Below are 17,157 nucleotides of genomic sequence, written 5' to 3' on the forward strand. Positions count from 1 at the left end.
CGTCGCCCCGTGAGAAAGGAAGGGAATGCACAGCACAACAGAATACGTTGAGGACGATCACGGCAACGTCCTCACATATCGCCGGCATCCCAACGGCGGTGGCCTCATCGGCCGGGGCGCCAAAGTAGGCCCAACATCATTCATACAGTCCACAGCCTATGTGGAGCCAGGCAGCCAGATCGATTCCGGATGCCGCATAGGAGCTGGCAGCTGGATCGACCGGAAAGCACGGATCGGGCACCAGGTAATCATCGGAGATGCCGTATACGTCGGCCCTGAAGCGGTAATAGGCGACCGTGTCCGCATCGGCAGCCACTCACGCATCGGAGCCCGGGCGCGGCTCGGTGACTGCGTTCGCATCGAACCAGACACAATCGTCCCCGAAGACGCCGTCATCCCGCCAGCTGCCAGGAGAGCCCCACGCCCTGCGGCACGCAAGCAGCATCACCATGAAAAGTCCAGGCTCAGCGCCGCATAGCTGGAACCTCATCCGCAGCTGTTGCCCAGGATGAAGGAGCATCAGCGTGTCCCTCCAGCGGAATGTGTCACGGGCCAGGGAGTCGCAGACTTTCTGGGCGCGGGGTCCGTTCATCCACACCATCATCAGCTTGCTGAGGACTTTCACGTTTCCTAGGGTGGACATTGTAAGGCGTTCATTCACAGGCAAAAGGAGGAGACATGTCAGAGCACAATATTACCGGCAAGAGGGTCGCCTTCCTGCTGACGGACGGCGTTGAGCAGGTTGAACTGACCAGCCCTTGGGACGCCGTCAAAAACGCCGGCGGGGAACCCGTCCTGGTTGCACCGAAGAGCGGCAAGCTCCAGGGTTTCGAAGGCGTGGGCAAGGGTGAGACTTTCGACGTCGACCTGACTCTCGCAGACGCCAATGCCTCGGACTTTCACGCGCTGGTGATTCCCGGGGGTGTGGTGAACGCCGACCACCTGCGCGTGAACAAGGACGCCCAGAACTTCGCCAGGAGCTTCTTCGAGCAGCACAAGCCGGTGGCCGCGATCTGCCACGGCCCGTGGCTGCTCATTGACGCAGGCGTAGTCAGGGGCCGGAACCTCACGTCGTACCACACGCTCGCGACCGACCTGAAGAACGCCGGCGCGAACTGGACGGATGAGCAGGTGGTGGTGGACCAGGGCCTCGTGACCAGCCGGAAGCCGGGCGATCTCCCGGCCTTCAACGAGAAGGTACTGGAGGAAATCGCGGAAGGCGAGCACGCCGGGCAGACGACCTGACACTCCCGGCCTGGCATTGGAACACCAAAAAGGTGGCCGCCCCCTTTCGGGGACGGCCACCTTTTATGTTGGCAATTTAGCCTTGCGGCAATTAGTTGCCGGTCAGCTTCTCGCGCAGTGCGGCAAGAGCCTCGTCCGAAGCAAGCGTGCCTGCACCGGTTTCGGTCGCAGCCGGCTCGGAGGAGTAGCTCGTGGTACCGGAGTCACTTTCACCGGACGTTGCAGCTGCAGCGTCATCAGCGGCGTGCTGGGCAACCTGCTTCTTGTGGGCTTCCCAGCGGGTCTGGGCGTCAGCGTACTGCTGCTCCCAGGCGGCGCGCTGAGCCTCGTAGCCTTCAAGCCACTCGTTGGACTCCGGGTCGAAGCCCTCCGGGTACTTGTAGTTGCCCTCTTCGTCGTACTCGGCAGCCATGCCGTAGAGTGCCGGGTCGAATTCGGTGCTGTCGGCGTCGACGCCCTCGTTGGCCTGCTTGAGGGAGAGGGAGATGCGGCGGCGCTCGAGGTCGATGTCGATGACCTTGACGAACAGCTCGTCGCCAACGGAGACAACCTGCTCGGCCAGCTCAACGTGGCGGACAGCGAGCTCGGAGATGTGGACCAGGCCTTCGATGCCGTCTTCGACGCGGACGAACGCACCGAACGGAACGAGCTTGGTGACCTTACCCGGGACAACCTGGCCGAGGGCGTGGGTGCGGGCGAAGGTCTGCCACGGGTCTTCCTGCGTAGCCTTGAGCGACAGGGAGACGCGCTCGCGGTCCAGGTCGACCTCGAGGACCTCGACGGTGACTTCCTGGCCAACTTCGACAACCTCGGACGGGTGGTCGATGTGCTTCCAGGAGAGCTCGGAAACGTGGACGAGGCCGTCTACGCCGCCCAGGTCCACGAAGGCACCGAAGTTGACGATGGAGGAAACAACGCCGGGACGGACCTGGCCCTTTTCCAGCTTGTTGAGGAAGGTGGAGCGGACCTCGGACTGGGTCTGCTCGAGCCATGCACGGCGGGACAGCACAACGTTGTTGCGGTTCTTGTCCAGCTCGATGATCTTGGCTTCGATCTGCTGACCGATGTACGGAGCCAGGTCGCGCACGCGGCGCATCTCGACGAGGGACGCCGGCAGGAAGCCGCGCAGACCGATGTCGAGGATAAGACCACCCTTGACAACCTCGATGACGGTACCGGTGACAACACCGTCTTCTTCCTTGACCTTCTCGATGTCGCCCCAGGCACGCTCGTACTGAGCACGCTTCTTGGAGAGGATCAGGCGGCCTTCTTTGTCTTCCTTGGTGAGCACCAGGGCTTCGACCTGATCGCCAACGGAGACGACGTCTCCGGGGTCAACGTCGTGCTTAATGGAAAGCTCGCGGGAGGGGATGACACCTTCGGTCTTGTAACCGATGTCGAGCAGAACTTCGTCGCGGTCGACCTTGACGACGGTACCTTCGACGAGGTCTCCGTCGTTGAAGTACTTGATGGTGGCGTCGACTGCTGCGAGGAAGTCCTCAGCGGTACCGATGTCGTTAATCGCGACTACGGGGGTACCGGGCTTCTCGGTGGAGGTGATGGTCATGTAGTAGGGGCTCCGTTGTGGATAGTTAGTCGGTCAGGCAGACCATCGCCCCTGCGTTATGGAACGCAGGCGCAACGTACGGCAGATCGCAATAACCTGCCGGGTCATCCTGATTTGTGGATTAGTGATGTGTGCACGTAGTACACGCCCGTTTAGTCTAGTCGCTTGCGGGAACGGCGGTCAAAGCGCTGCGGCCGCGTTGCGGCCTTGTTTGCCGACGTCGTTTGTCGAGCGGCTGTCCTGGTTACACCGCCAGATACACCGTTAGAAGTGGGTCAGGCAGTGCGGCGGCCGTTCGACGGCGAACATGAGACGCGCTTTCAGCGCCGCCCCCTGCACGTGCTCGGCAATCCTGCCAGCCGAGGCCAGTGTCACCGGACAGACGCCGCCGAGGTAGATGGAGCCTAGCTCCCCGACGTCCAGGGACAGCTCCGGCCTCATGCCGGCCGGTGCCGGTGTCACGCGGGCGTCCCCGCCGCTGACCTCGATGACCCAGGTGCCGTTGGCCATGCCCAGGGCGTCGGTGACCTTCAGCGTCAGAACACCGTCCTTTGAATAACGGCGCGCCGCGAGGGCTGTACCGCTGTCCAGGATCCGCAGCCAGAGCATGTCGCGCTGGTCCGAGGACTCGATGCACCTCGGGTCCTCCAGCACCCATGGGAGCGGATCGTCTACGGGAGCGTCGGCCCAGCTGACCCGCTCGGTCAGGTCGATGTTTCCCAGGAACTGCCAGAGCTCGAGGTATGCGGAATCGGTGGCCGCCACAAGATCCACCAGCTCAATCGTGTAGGGCTTGCTGTCCCACCCGGCAAACTTGTAGGAAACGTAACCGTCAACCGTGCCGTCAGCGTCATAGTGCAGGGCGCAACGGATGGCCTCATCCTCGCTGCCGTCACGGCCGCATGTCCCGGACACGGTCTGGCGGTAGGCCTCCTGCCGCAGGATGGACCCTGGCGTCAGCCGGTGGACCCGCCCGAACACGCGTGGCGCCAGGTCCAGGAGAACCTTCCGGTCCGCAATCTCCACGGTTCCGGTTGCCGTGTGGCGGAGACGGAATCTCGGTCCGGTGTCCACCTTGATGCTGCGCTCGAACGTCGCCACGCCGAAGCCGAACCGGCCGTAGATCGACCCCTCCGAAGCGGTGAGCGCCGCGACAGCCAGACCGTTGGCCCGGGCGGCTGCCAGATCCTCCGTCATCATCCGGCGCAGCAGGCCCCGCCTGCGGTGCGTGCCGCGCACTGTGACGGAGGTAACGAGCTGCGCCGGAAGCCGCCGGCCGTAGCCGACGTTGAGGTCCTTGCGGAGCGTCGCGAACGTGGCCACCGGGACCTCTATGCCGAGGGAATACGGTGGCACGTCCGCGGCCTGATAGACACCGGTCAGTTCGCGTTCATCCACGCGGTACATGTCCATGAGCTTGCGGGTGAACGCGTCATTGCGGCTGCTGTCATGGAAACCGAGTCCCACGGCCCGCATCCAGGCGGCGCCGGATTCGTAGTCGGCGCCGCCGTTCTGCGTGGCCCGGAACCGCCTCACCACGTACCGGTCAGGTTCCTGCGTATCTGGCACGTCCGTCTCCCCCATGGTTATGCGCTGCTGGTTCCGGTGCCGTTTCTTTAGTGGCCGGGTCTTTTTCTGGCCGCGCCTTTTAGTGCCCGGCGTCGTACCAGCTGTCTCCGACGCCGATCTGCACTTCCAGGGGCACGGTCAGCTGCGCCGCTGCCCCCATCTGCTCCGTGACAAGCTTCTCGACAGCCTCTCGCTCGCCTGCGGCAACCTCGAGGACGAGTTCGTCGTGCACCTGCAGCAGCATGCGCGACTTCAGACCCTGGGCGGCGAGTTCAGAGTGCACGCCCAGCATGGCGCGCTTGATGATGTCCGCCGCCGATCCCTGGATCGGTGAGTTCAAGGCGATGCGCTCGGCGTTCTCCCGGAGCTGCCGGTTGGTGCTGGTGAGGTCCGGGAGGTAGCGGCGCCGGCCTTCGATGGTGGACGTGTACCCGTCGATCCGGGCCTGGTCTACCACTCCCCGGAGGTAATCACGGACCGCGCCGAAGCGGTCGAAGTAGTTCTTCATCAGCGTCCTGGCCTCGTCAACCGAGATTTCCAGCTGCTTGGACAGCCCGAAGGAGGTCAACCCGTAGGCCAGGCCGTAGGACATTGCCTTGACCTTGGAGCGCATCGCGCTCGTGACTTCAGCAGGCGGCACGTGGAAGATGGACGAGCCCACGAACCGGTGGAGGTCCTCGCCCTGCCGGTAGGCTTCAATCAGCCCGGCGTCTCCGGAGAGGTGCGCCATGATGCGCATTTCGATCTGCGAGTAGTCAGCGGACAGCAGGCATTCGTATCCGTCACTGACCACGAAGATGCCGCGGACCCGCCGGCCTTCCTCACTGCGGATGGGGATGTTCTGCAGGTTGGGGTTGTTGGACGAAATGCGCCCCGTGGCCGCGACGTTCTGGGCGTACGTGGTATGGATCCGGCCGTCCTCAGCCACGGACTTCTTGAGCGTCTCCACCATTTGCCGCAGCTTGGCCGATTCGCGGTGCGCCATGAGCTGGACCAGGAACTCGTGCCCGGTCTTCTCCAGCAGGTTCTTCAGCGAGGCCGCGTCCGTGGTGTAGCCGGACTTGATCTTTTTGGTTTTCGGCAGCTGCAGTTCATCGAACAGGACGGTCTGCAACTGCTTCGGCGAACCGAGGTTTACCTCATGGCCGATGGCGGCATACGCGCGCTCCTGGGCGTCATCGATCACCCTGGCCAGATCCGCCAACTGCTCGTCCATCAGTTCCATGGAGACGGCGATGCCGGTCCGCTCCATGTCCGCCAGGACCCTGCTCACGGGCAGCTCCAGCGTTGCCAGTAGCTCCTCTGCCTTGCGTTCCTGCAGTTCCGACGCGAAAAACCGGCTCAGTTGATGGACGACGGCGGCGACCTGAACCAGCGCCCCCGAGGCGGCGGCAGCGTCGTCGTCGAACGCCAGCTCCAGCTGGCCGGCCTTGGCGGCCTCCGGTGACACATGGACGTTCAGGTGGTGCTGGGCCAGCTCCGCGAGTTCGTACGTGCGGCGGTCCGGTTCGATGAGGTAGCCGGAGATGGCAGTGTCATCCACCACGCCCTCCAGGCCAAGCCCGCGGTTGGTCAGCGCCTTCAGGCCTGCCTTATAACCGTGCATGACCTTCGGCGCCCCCTTATCCCGGAGCCACTGCACCAGCACTTTCTCGGCATCGGCATCCAGAGCCGTGAGGTCGACGTAAGCGGCGGCGTCTTCCCGCACGATTGCGACGGCATCAGCGTCCTCGCCGATCCGGCCGGGCAGCACATCCACGGCAAGGGCGGACCGCTGTCCTGTCCCTGCCTGAAGGAAAGCCCGGAGCGCGTCCGCGTCCTGCAGCGTTGCGAAGTCCCGGCTCTCAAGGGTCTTGCGTTCTGCTTCCGGGACCTCGCCGGCGTACAGCTCAAAGAGCCGGGCGCGGATGGTCTTAAATTCAAGGTCATCAAACAGCGCCTCCAGAGCCTCACGGTCCGGCTGCGGATCCGCCAGTTCATCCAGCGTCACCGGCAGGTCAAGGTCGGTGTGGAGCCTGTTCAGCTTGCGGTTTCGCTTGACAGCGTCGACGTTGGCGCGGAGCGCTTCGCCCACCTTCCCGCCGATGGCGTCGAGGTTTTCCAGCACGCCTTCCAGGCCGCCGTAGAGGTTGATCCACTTGGCGGCGGTCTTGGGGCCCACGCCGGGAACTCCGGGGAGGTTGTCCGCGGTCTCTCCCACCAGCGCTGCGAGGTCCGAGTAGCGCTCCGGCGAGACGAAGTACTTTTCCTCGACGGCGGCGGCATCCATCCGCGGGATATCGCTGACGCCCTTCCTGGGGTACAGCACGAAGACGTTGTCAGTGATGAGCTGGAAGGCGTCGCGGTCGCCCGAGACGAGCAGGACTTCATAGCCGGCCTTTTCGCCCATGGCGGCCAGCGTGGCCAGGATGTCGTCCGCCTCGTAGCCGGGCATTTTGATGGTTTTGATGCCCCAGGCACCCATCACCTTGTCGATGAGGTCGATCTGCCCGCTCATTTCACGGGGAGTCTCGTTGCGGCCGCCCTTGTACTCGCTGTACTCGGCTTTGCGGTGAGTGGTGTCGTCCGAGACGTCGAAGGCCACAGCGATGTGCGTGGGCTTCTGTTCCTTGATGAGGTTGATCAGCATGGAGGTGAAGCCATGGATCGCGTTGGTGTGCTGGCCCCTGGCGGTTGAGAACTTGTCGGCCGGGAGGGCGAAGAAAGCCCGGAATGCCATGGAGTGTCCGTCCAGCACCAGCAGCCGGGGCTGGTCCGTCAGGGGAATCACCGGGGCCTCGGTGGCCGACACCGACGGGCCGGCAGGCGATGACACCGCGATGTCCTGAAGAGTTTCGGTTGAAGACGGGAAAGGGGCCGGTTTGGTTGTTTCACTCACAGGTGCCAGCCTAGTTGCCATGATGGACAATTTCACGCCCGGCCAACCTGCCGGGGACGCCGGATCCGCCGTCGAGGGGCACGCCGATAACGAGGCCGGCACCGCCGTCGACATGCAGTTCAGGGAGGAGCTGTTTGCCGCGGGGGTGCCGGAGCACCTGCACGACTGGCTTGCCGGGTACGGCATCGGTGCCCTGGTGGTGAAGATGGGAATCCGGTTCCTGGAGATGAGTCCGGAGCGGACGGTGGCGACGATGCCCGTTGAAGGGAACACGCAAGTGGCCGGCATTCTCCACGGCGGCGCCCATGTGGTGCTGGCCGAGACGCTCGGATCCTTCGCCGCGGGGATGCACGCCGGGCCGGGCCGTCAGGCGCTGGGCATCGAAGTGGGCGCGACGCACCACCGCGCGGTCACGTCAGGCACCGTCACGGGAACGTGCACAGCAGTCCATCTGGGGCGGACGCTCACCACCCACGAGATCGTGATGACTGATGAGCAGGGCCGCAGGCTCTCGACTGCCCGCATTACCAACCTGATCCGGGATATCGGCAGGTAGCCCGCCTTACGGGTTGCCGCGCGTTCCCGCGAAACGGTACCGCAACTCCACGATCCCCCGTCCTTGGGTGCGGGAGTCCGCCAACTCGAGTGGCGGCGTCGGGCCCTTCAGCGGCAGCAGCCGCTTCCCCTGCCCGAGCACGATGGGGATGATCGAGACGATGAGCTCGTCCAGCAGGTCGGCGTCGGCGAACTGGGCGGCCAGTTCACCGCCTCCGACCACCCAGACGTTTTTCCCTGCGGCGTCCCTGGTGAAGTCGTCTGCGAACTCGCTGACGTCACCGCGGACGAAGGTGACGTCGGCACCCGGCGGGGCGGTGAATTCGTGGTGGGTGAAGACCCAGCAGGGGGTACCGGTGTACGGCCAGTTTCCCGGCTCGTGGTCCATGAGCCATTGATAGGTGCTCCCGCCCATGACGATGCAGCCCACGCCGGCCATGAAGGTGTCGTAGCTTTCTTTTCCACCTTCGAAGCCGTCGAACTGCAGCAGCCAGGCAAGGTCATCATCGGTCGTGGCGATGAATCCGTCGAGGGAGGACGCCACGTAGTACTGGACACTTGACATGGGCCCTAGCCTAGCCACTCCTGCCGGCTGTTCCCAGAGGCGAGGCCGGGCCGCTAGCCGCTGAAGTAGGGAATGATCAGGTACAGCCCGAAGACACCAGAGTGATGGTGCCCATGGTTTTCTGGGCGTCGTTGGTGCCTTGAGCCAGAGCCACCAGGCTGGAAAGCGAAGATCTGGCCGGTGCGGAAGCCCCGCGCCTCTGCGTCAGCTTGCTGCCCGTTTCCGGATGGTGCCGGGAGGTGATCAAACCTGCTGCTCCGCGAAGGCCCGGATGGCCTCCAGGTCTAAAGGAGTCAGGCCCCTTCTCGGATCGGGTGAGATGAGCAGCGCGCGTCCGCCGATGATCCTGGCCCAAGCCTGGGCCTGGCGCTCGAAGGCCAGCTGGTCGTCGGCCCAGATAATCCGCTCCGTGCCGGATGCTTCAAGGTCTGCCTGCAGGGCTTCGAGCTTCCACCAGTCCCGTCCGCTGCCTGCACCGGCGGCTGTCAGCACTGGCCATCCTGTCCCATGGATGCCGGAGGCCGGGCACAGGACCTGCGGCGCCAGGTTCTCCCAGCTGGTCAGCCAGACGCACCGCAGGCCGGGAACCTGGGCGAGTCCGTTCAGCGCCTCCACGAGCTCCGGTGCATAGGCCACCTCAAGCATTCCGGCGAACGCGTAGCTCCAAGCCGAGCCCCACGGAGTGTTGTCCGCCGCTCCGAACGGGCAGACCACGCCGTCCACGTCGAGGTAGAGGGAGACTCTCGGTGCTGTGTCCGTTCCCTCGGCACTGGTCATGGTCGGTCCCTCCTGCGGGCAAGGCTACGGATCACTCGCGTGGCCCTGCAAGGGCTGGGACTGGACTTGGCTGATTGGACCGCCAGAGCCGCCAGAGCCGCCAGGGCCAGGCAGGACATGCAGGGCCTGCAGATAGACTGTGCGCGTCAGTGCTTGAGCGTATCCGAGGAGAGGCAAGGGCATGGGCGAGAACCCGGCAGCCACTGCTGCTGCGACCGAAGATTTCGAGCTGCTGAACAGGTACTGGAACGCGGCAAACTATCTGACAGCGGCGCAGATCTACCTGCAGGAAAACCCACTGCTCCGGGAGCCCCTGAAGCCGGAGCACATCAAGCCGCGCCTGCTCGGACATTGGGGAACGGGACCGGGCCTGTCCCTGGTCTACGTGCATCTGAACCGGCTGATTAAGCGGACCGGTGCGCAGGTCCTTTTCCTGGCCGGGCCGGGCCATGGCGGCCCTGCCATCGTGGCCAACGTGTACCTTGAAGGCACCTATTCGGAGCTGTATCCCAAGGTGAGCCGGGACGAGGAAGGCCTGCGGCGCCTGACCCGTCAGTTTTCCACGCCCGGCGGAGTGGGAAGCCACGCGGGTCCGGCCACCCCGGGCTCGATTCATGAAGGCGGTGAACTCGGATATTCGCTGATGCATGCGACCGGCGCGGTCATGGACAACCCGGACCTGATTGCCGCCTGCGTGGTGGGCGATGGCGAGGCTGAAACGGGTCCGCTCGCGGCCTCCTGGGACGCACCCTTCTTCCTCAACCCCGGCAGGGACGGCGCGGTACTGCCGGTTCTCCATCTGAACGGCCACAAAATCTCAGGTCCGACCGTACTGGGCCGGCGGTCCGACGACGACGTGGAAGCGCTGCTTGGTGCCCATGGCTGGGCTCCCGTCACGGTTTCCGGGAACGATCCGGAGCGGGTCCACCGGGAGTTGGCCTCCGCCATGGACGGTGCCTACGAGGAGATCCGCAGCATCCAGAAGGCTGCGCGCGGCAACGGCGTCACAGCTGCCGCGCGCTGGCCGGCCATCATCCTGCGGACACCTAAAGGGTGGACCGGTCCGGAAACTGTTGACGGCAGCCCTGTGGAGGGCACGTTCCGCTCACACCAGGTGCCGTTGTCAGGAGTGAAGGACGCCCCGGACCACCTGGCACTGCTGGAACAGTGGCTGCGTTCCTATGAGCCGGAGGCACTGTTCGATGCCGGCGGCAGGCTGGTGCCCGAACTGGCCGCCTTGGCCCCCGAGGGACCGCTGCGGATGGGGTCACTGCCCGCGGCCAACGGCCGGCCGTCGGTCCCGCTGGTCATCCCCGGCCTGGAACGCTATGCCGTGGATCCCGGCGAACGCGGCTCGACGAGCAGCGAAACGACTAAACCGCTCGGAGAGCTGTTCCGGGACCTGTACCGCGGCACTGAATCCGCTCCGAGGTTCCGGCTCTTCTGCCCGGACGAAACCAACAGCAACCGCCTGGGCGCCGTCTTTGAGGCGAGCGACCGTTGCCTGCTGCTGCCGCCCGGGAGCGGTGACGCTGCTGACGACCACGTCTCACCCGACGGCCGTGTGATGGAAGTCCTCTCCGAGCACCTGTGCCAGGGCTGGCTGGAGGGTTACCTGCTCACCGGTCGGCACGGATTCTTCGCCAGCTACGAGGCGTTCGCCATGATCAGCGCCTCCATGACGGTCCAGCATGCCAAGTGGCTGCAGCATGCGCGCGAACTGGAGTGGCGCTCCCCCGTGCCAAGCCTCAACATCCTCCTGACATCAACGTGCTGGCGCAACGACCACAACGGCTTCAGCCACCAGGGCCCCGGCCTCATCGATACTGTGCTGTCCCTCTCGGGTGAAGTGACCCGCATCTACCTTCCGCCGGACACGAACACCCTGCTGGCGGCTGCGGAGCACGCGCTGCTCAGCACCGATTACGTCAACCTCGTTGTCGTGGACAAGCAGTCACATCCGCAATACCTGACACTTGAGGAGGCCCGGGCCCATGCCGAGGCGGGTGCGTCGCGCTGGGACTGGGCGGGCAACGAGACGGGCACGCCGCCGGGCGGCAGCACAACGCCTGCCAGCACGGCCATGCCGGATATCGTCTTTGCCTCGGCAGGGGACATCCCCACGGAGGAGATGCTGGCGGCGGCCTGGCTGCTGCAGCGCTATGTTCCTGACGCCCGGGTCCGGGTGGTGAATGTCATGGATGCCATGGTGCTGCCGCCCCGGGAGGTACACCCGCACGGGCTCGACGACGGGACGTTCGCGTTGCTTTTCACGGATACCTGCAAGGTGGTGGTGGCATGGCACGGTTACGCCCGGTCCTTCCATCAACTGCTGCACGGACGCCCGAACCCGGAACGTTTCCATGTGCGCGGGTACAGCCAGCAGGGAACAACGACCACGCCATTCGACATGGTGGTGCTCAACCGGATGAGCCGCTACCACCTGGCACTTGAAGCCCTGCGCCGCATCCCCCGGAGGCTGCCGGGCGTGGACGATCTCGCCGGCCACTGCAAACGGCAGCTGGACGCCCACGCAAAATACATCCGTGAGCATTTCGAGGACCTCCCCGAAATTCGCGAGTGGGTCTGGTCACCTCCCGGTTCCTAACGGGGTGGAGTCCGGGACTTCCTGGCTAGGAGGCAGGACCTGCCTGGTCTCCGTTGATGTTCACCAGCCAGGCGACGCCGAATTTATCCGTGCACATTCCGAAGATGTCGCCCCAGGGCGCGGGCTCCATCGGGACGGTGACGGTGCCGCCGTCGCCGGACAGTTTGTCATAGTAGCCGCGGAGTTCCGTCTCGTCCTCGCCGCTGAGGGATATGGAGATGCTGCTCCCCGCCGAGTAGTCCATGGAGTCCGGGGTGTCGGCCCCCATGAGCACGAAGCCCTTTTCGCTGGTCAGCATCCCGTGCATGATCTTGTCGGCTTCCGCCGGGTCCTCGCTGGCATGGAAATCACCGAACGTGCTGAGCTGCAGGTCGCCGCCGAAAACGGACTGATAGAAAGTCATGGCCTCACGGGCGTTGTCACGGAAGCTAAGGTACGGATTGAGGATGGTGGGCACGGCGTTCTCCTTCAAAACTGGACGTGGTGGATGCCAAGTGATTGGCAGAGCACTACACATGTTGCCTCAACCCGTCGCCGCTTTGATAGGGGTTCACGGGTCTCTTTAAGGCTCTGTACACCCCGGTTCCCGCGTCTATGGTGCTGCCGCCGCTGGACGGCCCCCGCGCTCAGACCCGGTTCACACCGTCCCACCCCCGCCGCCGCAGCCGCCTGGCAGCCACCATGGACCATCCGCCCACAAGCACCCCGATGACAACGAGGACGACCCCGACGGCGAACCAGCCGCCCTGCCCGAAAATCATCATTGCCACGCCAATCAAACCGAGACCCTTGGCGGTGATATCCAGGTACAAAGAACCCCTCAGGAACTCCATGTGTCCACGGTAACCCGCGGGATAAGTGCGGGAACAGCCCATCGGGCCGTAGGCTCTAGCCATGGCGAGATTCTTTGATGTGCACCCCGAAGACCCGCAGCCGCGCGCGATTTCCCAGATCGTGGACCTCCTGCATTCCGGCGGCCTGATCGCTTACCCCACCGACTCCTGCTATGCGCTCGGGGCGCAGCTGGGCAACAGGGAGGCTCTGGACCGGATCCGAACCATCCGCCAGCTCGACGGCAAGCACCACTTCACGCTGGTGTGCCGGGACTTCGCGCAGCTGGGCCAGTTTGTGAACATCGGAAACGACGTGTTCCGCAGCATCAAATCCGTGACGCCGGGCAGCTACACCTTTATCCTGCCGGCCACCAAGGAGGTGCCGCGCCGGCTGCTGCATCCGAAGAAGAAGACCGTGGGCGTGCGGATTCCCCGCCACACCTTTGTCCAGGCTCTCCTGGCCGAGATGGGCGAGCCGCTGCTGTCCAGCACCCTGCTCCTGCCGGACGAGGAAGATCCGCTGACGCAGGGATGGGAGATCAAGGAGCGGCTCGACCACGTGGTGGACGCCGTCGTCGACTCCGGCGACTGCGGGGCGGAGCCGACGACGGTCATCGACTTCTCCGGCGGGTCCGCCGAGGTGGTGCGCCGGGGAACCGGGGACCCGTCCCGCTTCGAATAGCCGCGGTAGACCTTCGAAGGACCGTCCGGCTACTCTTGCTTCTTTGCCCGGCTCGGCTGCACGCGGGGCGGCTCGCCGGGCATTTTGGGGTAATCGGGGGGGAACGGCAGTTCGCCCAGTCCGTCCTTGAGGTCCCGCTCCCACCAGCCAAGCAGAGTATCGATCGTCCCGGGCTTGGCGTTCATGTCCGCCCAAGGGTCACCGACAGTTTTCAGCCGTTCCGGGACGGTCAGGATGGTGAAGTCCCTCGGGTTGACGCTCTCCAGTTCGTCCCAGCTGATTGGACAGGAGACGGCGGCATTCGGGAGCGCGCGGGGACTGTACGCGCCGGCGATGGTGCGGTCGCGGTTGGCCTGGTTGAAGTCCACGAAGATGCGCTCCCCCCGCTCCTCCTTCCACCAGTTGGTGGTAACTTGCTCAGGCATCCGGCGCTCGAGCTCTCGGGCCGCCCCGATCACCGCATGGCGTACGTCGAGGAATTCCCACTTGGGCTCGATCGGGGCATAGACATGCAGGCCGCGGTTTCCCGACGTCTTGAGGAACGCATCGAGTCCCGCCTCCGCGAGAACCTTCCGCAATTCCAGCGCGGCGGGGATGGCGTCGTCGAAGTCGGTGCCCGGCTGGGGATCCAGGTCCATGCGGAACTGATCCGGATTGTTAGAGTTGTCAGCATGGGACGGCCACGGGTGGAAGACCACCGTGTTCATTTGGACGGCCCACACAGCGGCCGCAGGTTCATCGAGGACCAGCATGGGGTGCGAGCGCGCGCTCGGAAAAGTGACCTTCACCGACCGGATAAATTCGGGCGCGCCCTTCGGCGGGTTCTTGGAGAAGAACTGGTCGCCGTCCACATTGTCCGAGAACCGCTGCAGCGCCACCGGCCGGTCGCCGTTCGCCCTGATGAAGGCCTCCCCCACATCCACCATGTACTGCGCGAGGTCCAGCTTGGTCAGGCCCAGCTCAGGCCAGAGGACCCGGCTCGGGCTGGAGATCCGCATGTCCCGGGGCCCGTCCGGGCCGTCAACTGTCAGGATGGTCTGTTCGCTGGCCATGGGGACAACCTACCCCGGCCCGCGCCGCCCCGTCAGTACCCCCACCTCTGAACTCTCCCCGGACAGCGACTGCCATGTCGCTGGACACGCAAGAAACATGTGCCTCCTTGTGGGCAGCGGCCGGCGCATCTGTAAGGATGTGAACTGACCCGGTGCCGGCTGGCGCCCAAGAATTATCGAAGGGGATCCCTCCATGGTTGAATCCGCCAGTCTGGACCAGGCAGCGGGCCAGCAGCTGCTCAGTGCCGTCGCCGAGCAGGCGGGTTTTCCACAGGGCAGCCGGGAATGGGCAGACTTCGAGCGGCGGTTCGGCCGTTACTTCCCCGACCTGGCCCGGTTGTTCCACTCGCTGTACGGCTCTCGTCCGGACTTCCAGGAACAGCTGGAAACACTCGTCCTGGAGGCAGCCCTCTCGTGGAAGGAACGGCCCGCTGACCTGAAGGAGATCGACTCCCGCCGGGAAAGCAACAGCGACTGGTTCCAGTCCAACCGCATGCTCGGTGGGGTCTGCTACGTGGACCGGTACGCCGCCGATCTCGAGGGCGTCCGCGCACGGATTCCGTACTTCAAGGAACTCGGGCTCACGTACCTGCACTTGATGCCACTCTTCCTGGCCCCGGAACCGCTGTCCGACGGCGGCTATGCCGTGTCAAGCTACCGCGAGGTAAACCCCAAACTCGGGACGATGGAGCAGCTCCGCGACCTTGCGGCTGAGCTGCGTGCCAACGGCATCAGCCTCGTGGTCGACTTCATCTTCAACCACACGTCCAACGAACATGAGTGGGCCCGCAAGGCCAGTGCCGGCGATCCGCGCTACAGCGACTACTACTGGATCTTTCCCGACCGCACCATGCCCGATGCCTTCGAGCAGAACGTCCGGGAAATTTTTCCGGAGGACCACCCCGGCTCGTTTGTCCAGCTGCCGGACGGACGCTGGGTGTGGGCCACATTCCACACGTTCCAGTGGGACCTGAACTATTCGAATCCGGAGGTCTTCCGAGCGATGGCCGGCGAGATGCTCTTCCTCGCCAACCAGGGCGTAGACATCCTGCGCATGGACGCCGTGGCGTTTATCTGGAAGCAGCTCGGGACGACCTGTGAGAACCTGCCGGAGGCACACGCCCTGCTGCGGGCGTTCAATGCCGTCTGCCGGCTCGCGGCGCCCTCGCTGCTCTTCAAATCCGAGGCCATCGTCCATCCGGACGAAGTGGCCCTCTACATTGATCCGGCTGAATGCCAGATCTCCTACAACCCGCTGCAGATGGCGCTCATCTGGGAGGCCCTGGCCACCCGGGACGTTTCACTGCTCGCCCAGGCCTTGGAGCGCCGCCACAACATCCCGCCCGGAACCTCCTGGGTCAACTACGTGCGCAGCCATGACGACATCGGCTGGACATTTGCCGATGAGGACGCCGCGGAACTGGGCATCAACGGCTTCGACCACCGCCGCTTCCTAAACTCCTTCTACGTCAACCGATTCCCCGGGAGCTTCGCCCGCGGGGTGCCGTTCCAGGACAACCCGCGCACGGGAGACTGCCGCATTTCCGGAACCACGGCGTCACTCTGCGGGTTGGAGGACGGCTCGGTGGAAGCCATCCGGCGGATCCTGCTCGCCCATTCGGTAGCCTTCAGCACCGGAGGCATCCCCTTGCTCTATTTGGGTGACGAAGTGGGCCAGCTCAACGATTATGACTACGCCCTTGAGGAAGGCCATGGTGCCGACAGCCGCTGGGTGCACCGTCCGCAGTTCCCCGCCGAGCGGTACGCCAACCGGAACGATCCGTCCACTCCCGAAGGGGCGATCTACGCCGGACTGCGGAAGATGACGGGAGTGCGGGCCGCCACACCCGAACTGGCCGGAACGCGCCTGATTCCTTTCGCCACCCACAATCCCGGCGTGCTGGGCTACCAGCGGCCCGGGGAAGGGTCCCGGATCCTCGCCCTCGCGAACTTCAGCGACGGCCCGCAGGTGATTTCCGCCGAGACACTGTCCGGTTTCCAGGCGGAGGCCGTGGACCTGTTCACGGACCAGCCGGTGCGCATCAATGAGGGCATAGTGCTGCGGCCGCAGGACTATGCATGGCTGAGAGTGGTGCCGGAGGCCCATGCAGATTCCTGAACTACCCATCACCGAATTACCGGTCACCGTTGCGGTAGGCGACGTCCATGTTTCGGGGCTCTACGCCCGCCCCTCCGTCCCTCGCGCCACGCTGGCCGTTGCGCACGGCGCGGGCGCGGGTATGGAGCATCCGTTCCTGAGCGGCTTCACGCGGGCGTTGTACGACGATGGCGTCGCCACCTTGCGCTTCAACTTCCCCTACCGCGAGGCCGGCAGGAAGTTTCCCGACCGGCCGCCGGCGGCCATCGCCACCTGGCGGGCCGTCATGGACGCCGCCCGTGAACGGTCGGACGGCGAGCCCCTCTGGGCTGCAGGCAAGTCCTTCGGCGGCCGCATGGCGTCGATGGCCGTTGCTGAGGGGATGCCCGCCGCCGGGCTGGTTTACCTCGGGTATCCGCTGCACCCGCCCGGAAAACCGGAGAAGCTGCGGGATGAGCACCTGTATGGTCTGACACTGCCGATGCTATTCCTGCAGGGCACGCGCGACACCTTCGCGACGCCGCAGCTGCTCGAGAACGTGGTGTCCCGCATCGGACCCAACGCCGCCCTGCATTGGTGCGACGGCGGCGACCACTCCTTTGCCGTGGCAGGAAACAAGCGCGGAGCGGCCGAGATCGGCGCATCTCTGGCCGCCCCCGTGGCCAAGTTTCTGCGCGCCAACAGCTGACAGTGCCAACAGCTGACAGCGCCAACAGCCAACAAGGCGC

15 protein-coding genes and 1 pseudogene are annotated in these 17,157 nt (G+C 64.9%); 7 read left to right on the forward strand and 9 right to left on the reverse strand.

Translation table 11 applies throughout. The features are described from left to right. The first annotated feature begins 25 nt into the window (after window positions 1-25). A complete protein-coding gene (locus M1E01_RS10145; RefSeq protein ID WP_457971494.1) occupies window positions 26-478 on the forward strand; it encodes a transferase in 453 nt (150 codons plus the stop codon). Between the two features lie 200 nt (window positions 479-678). After that, a complete protein-coding gene (locus tag M1E01_RS10150) occupies window positions 679-1,245 on the forward strand; it encodes a type 1 glutamine amidotransferase domain-containing protein (protein WP_457971495.1) in 567 nt (188 codons plus the stop codon). A 91-nt stretch (window positions 1,246-1,336) separates the two neighbouring features. On the opposite strand, the gene rpsA is transcribed toward M1E01_RS10150, so the two are convergent. The 3 genes from rpsA to polA form a co-directional block, all read right to left on the reverse strand. After that, entirely contained in the window at window positions 1,337-2,812 is a 1,476-nt protein-coding gene (rpsA, locus tag M1E01_RS10155) for a 30S ribosomal protein S1 (protein WP_457971496.1), read from the reverse strand. A gap of 264 nt (window positions 2,813-3,076) precedes the next feature. Beyond that, window positions 3,077-4,381: a GNAT family N-acetyltransferase gene (locus M1E01_RS10160; RefSeq protein WP_457971497.1), complete on the reverse strand. Its 1,305-nt coding sequence runs from the start codon at window positions 4,379-4,381 to the stop codon at window positions 3,077-3,079. 79 nt (window positions 4,382-4,460) lie between these two features. Then, a complete protein-coding gene (gene polA, locus M1E01_RS10165) occupies window positions 4,461-7,100 on the reverse strand; it encodes a DNA polymerase I (RefSeq protein WP_457974931.1) in 2,640 nt (879 codons plus the stop codon). Between the two features lie 178 nt (window positions 7,101-7,278). Here polA and M1E01_RS10170 point away from each other — a divergent pair, with 178 nt between their 5' ends. Further along, complete coding sequence (locus M1E01_RS10170) at window positions 7,279-7,815, forward strand: hotdog fold thioesterase (protein WP_457971498.1); 537 nt, start codon at window positions 7,279-7,281, stop codon at window positions 7,813-7,815. A 6-nt stretch (window positions 7,816-7,821) separates the two neighbouring features. Here M1E01_RS10170 and M1E01_RS10175 read toward each other — a convergent pair whose 3' ends face one another. The 3 genes and pseudogenes from M1E01_RS10175 to M1E01_RS10185 all read right to left on the reverse strand — a co-directional run bounded on the left by M1E01_RS10175 (window position 7,822) and on the right by M1E01_RS10185 (window position 9,156). Continuing rightward, a complete protein-coding gene (locus tag M1E01_RS10175; RefSeq protein WP_457971499.1) occupies window positions 7,822-8,379 on the reverse strand; it encodes a dihydrofolate reductase family protein in 558 nt (185 codons plus the stop codon). Window positions 8,380-8,473: 94 nt separating this feature from the next. Continuing rightward, window positions 8,474-8,623: pseudogene (locus tag M1E01_RS10180) on the reverse strand (inorganic phosphate transporter); the annotation flags it as partial. Next, on the reverse strand, window positions 8,623-9,156 hold the full coding sequence (locus M1E01_RS10185; RefSeq protein WP_457971500.1) for an HAD domain-containing protein: 534 nt from the start codon (window positions 9,154-9,156) through the stop codon (window positions 8,623-8,625). The pseudogene M1E01_RS10180 and the gene M1E01_RS10185, both read right to left, overlap by 1 nt. Window positions 9,157-9,337: 181 nt before the next feature. Between M1E01_RS10185 and M1E01_RS10190 the strand changes: the two genes are divergently transcribed. Then, entirely contained in the window at window positions 9,338-11,764 is a 2,427-nt protein-coding gene (locus M1E01_RS10190; RefSeq protein WP_457971501.1) for a phosphoketolase family protein, read from the forward strand. A 25-nt stretch (window positions 11,765-11,789) separates the two neighbouring features. Here the strand turns inward: M1E01_RS10190 and M1E01_RS10195 are convergent, their stop codons facing one another. Together M1E01_RS10195 and M1E01_RS10200 are read right to left on the reverse strand one after the other, a co-directional pair. Then, window positions 11,790-12,221, reverse strand: a complete 432-nt coding sequence (locus M1E01_RS10195) for a VOC family protein (protein WP_457971502.1) — start codon at window positions 12,219-12,221, stop codon at window positions 11,790-11,792. A 169-nt stretch (window positions 12,222-12,390) separates the two neighbouring features. Next, window positions 12,391-12,660 carry a hypothetical protein gene (locus M1E01_RS10200; RefSeq protein ID WP_457971503.1) on the reverse strand — a complete coding sequence of 90 codons (270 nt, stop codon included), beginning with the start codon at window positions 12,658-12,660 and terminating at the stop codon, window positions 12,391-12,393. On the opposite strand from M1E01_RS10200, the gene M1E01_RS10205 reads away from it, so the two are divergent. Further along, window positions 12,659-13,279 carry an L-threonylcarbamoyladenylate synthase gene (locus M1E01_RS10205; protein WP_457971504.1) on the forward strand — a complete coding sequence of 207 codons (621 nt, stop codon included), beginning with the start codon at window positions 12,659-12,661 and terminating at the stop codon, window positions 13,277-13,279. The two genes, M1E01_RS10200 and M1E01_RS10205, sit on opposite strands and share 2 nt — an antisense overlap. Window positions 13,280-13,308: 29 nt before the next feature. Here M1E01_RS10205 and ligD read toward each other — a convergent pair whose 3' ends face one another. Then, a complete protein-coding gene (gene ligD, locus M1E01_RS10210; protein ID WP_457971505.1) occupies window positions 13,309-14,331 on the reverse strand; it encodes a non-homologous end-joining DNA ligase in 1,023 nt (340 codons plus the stop codon). A gap of 193 nt (window positions 14,332-14,524) precedes the next feature. Here ligD and M1E01_RS10215 point away from each other — a divergent pair, with 193 nt between their 5' ends. Both M1E01_RS10215 and M1E01_RS10220 read left to right on the forward strand, forming a co-directional pair. Continuing rightward, window positions 14,525-16,450, forward strand: coding sequence for an amylosucrase (locus M1E01_RS10215; RefSeq protein WP_457971506.1), 1,926 nt, complete (start codon window positions 14,525-14,527; stop codon window positions 16,448-16,450). Next, window positions 16,437-17,117: an alpha/beta hydrolase family protein gene (locus M1E01_RS10220; protein WP_457971507.1), complete on the forward strand. Its 681-nt coding sequence runs from the start codon at window positions 16,437-16,439 to the stop codon at window positions 17,115-17,117. Before M1E01_RS10215 ends, M1E01_RS10220 begins: the two co-directional genes overlap by 14 nt. The last annotated feature ends 40 nt before the right edge of the window (window positions 17,118-17,157 follow it).

The organism is Arthrobacter sp. D1-17, from assembly GCF_054130535.1.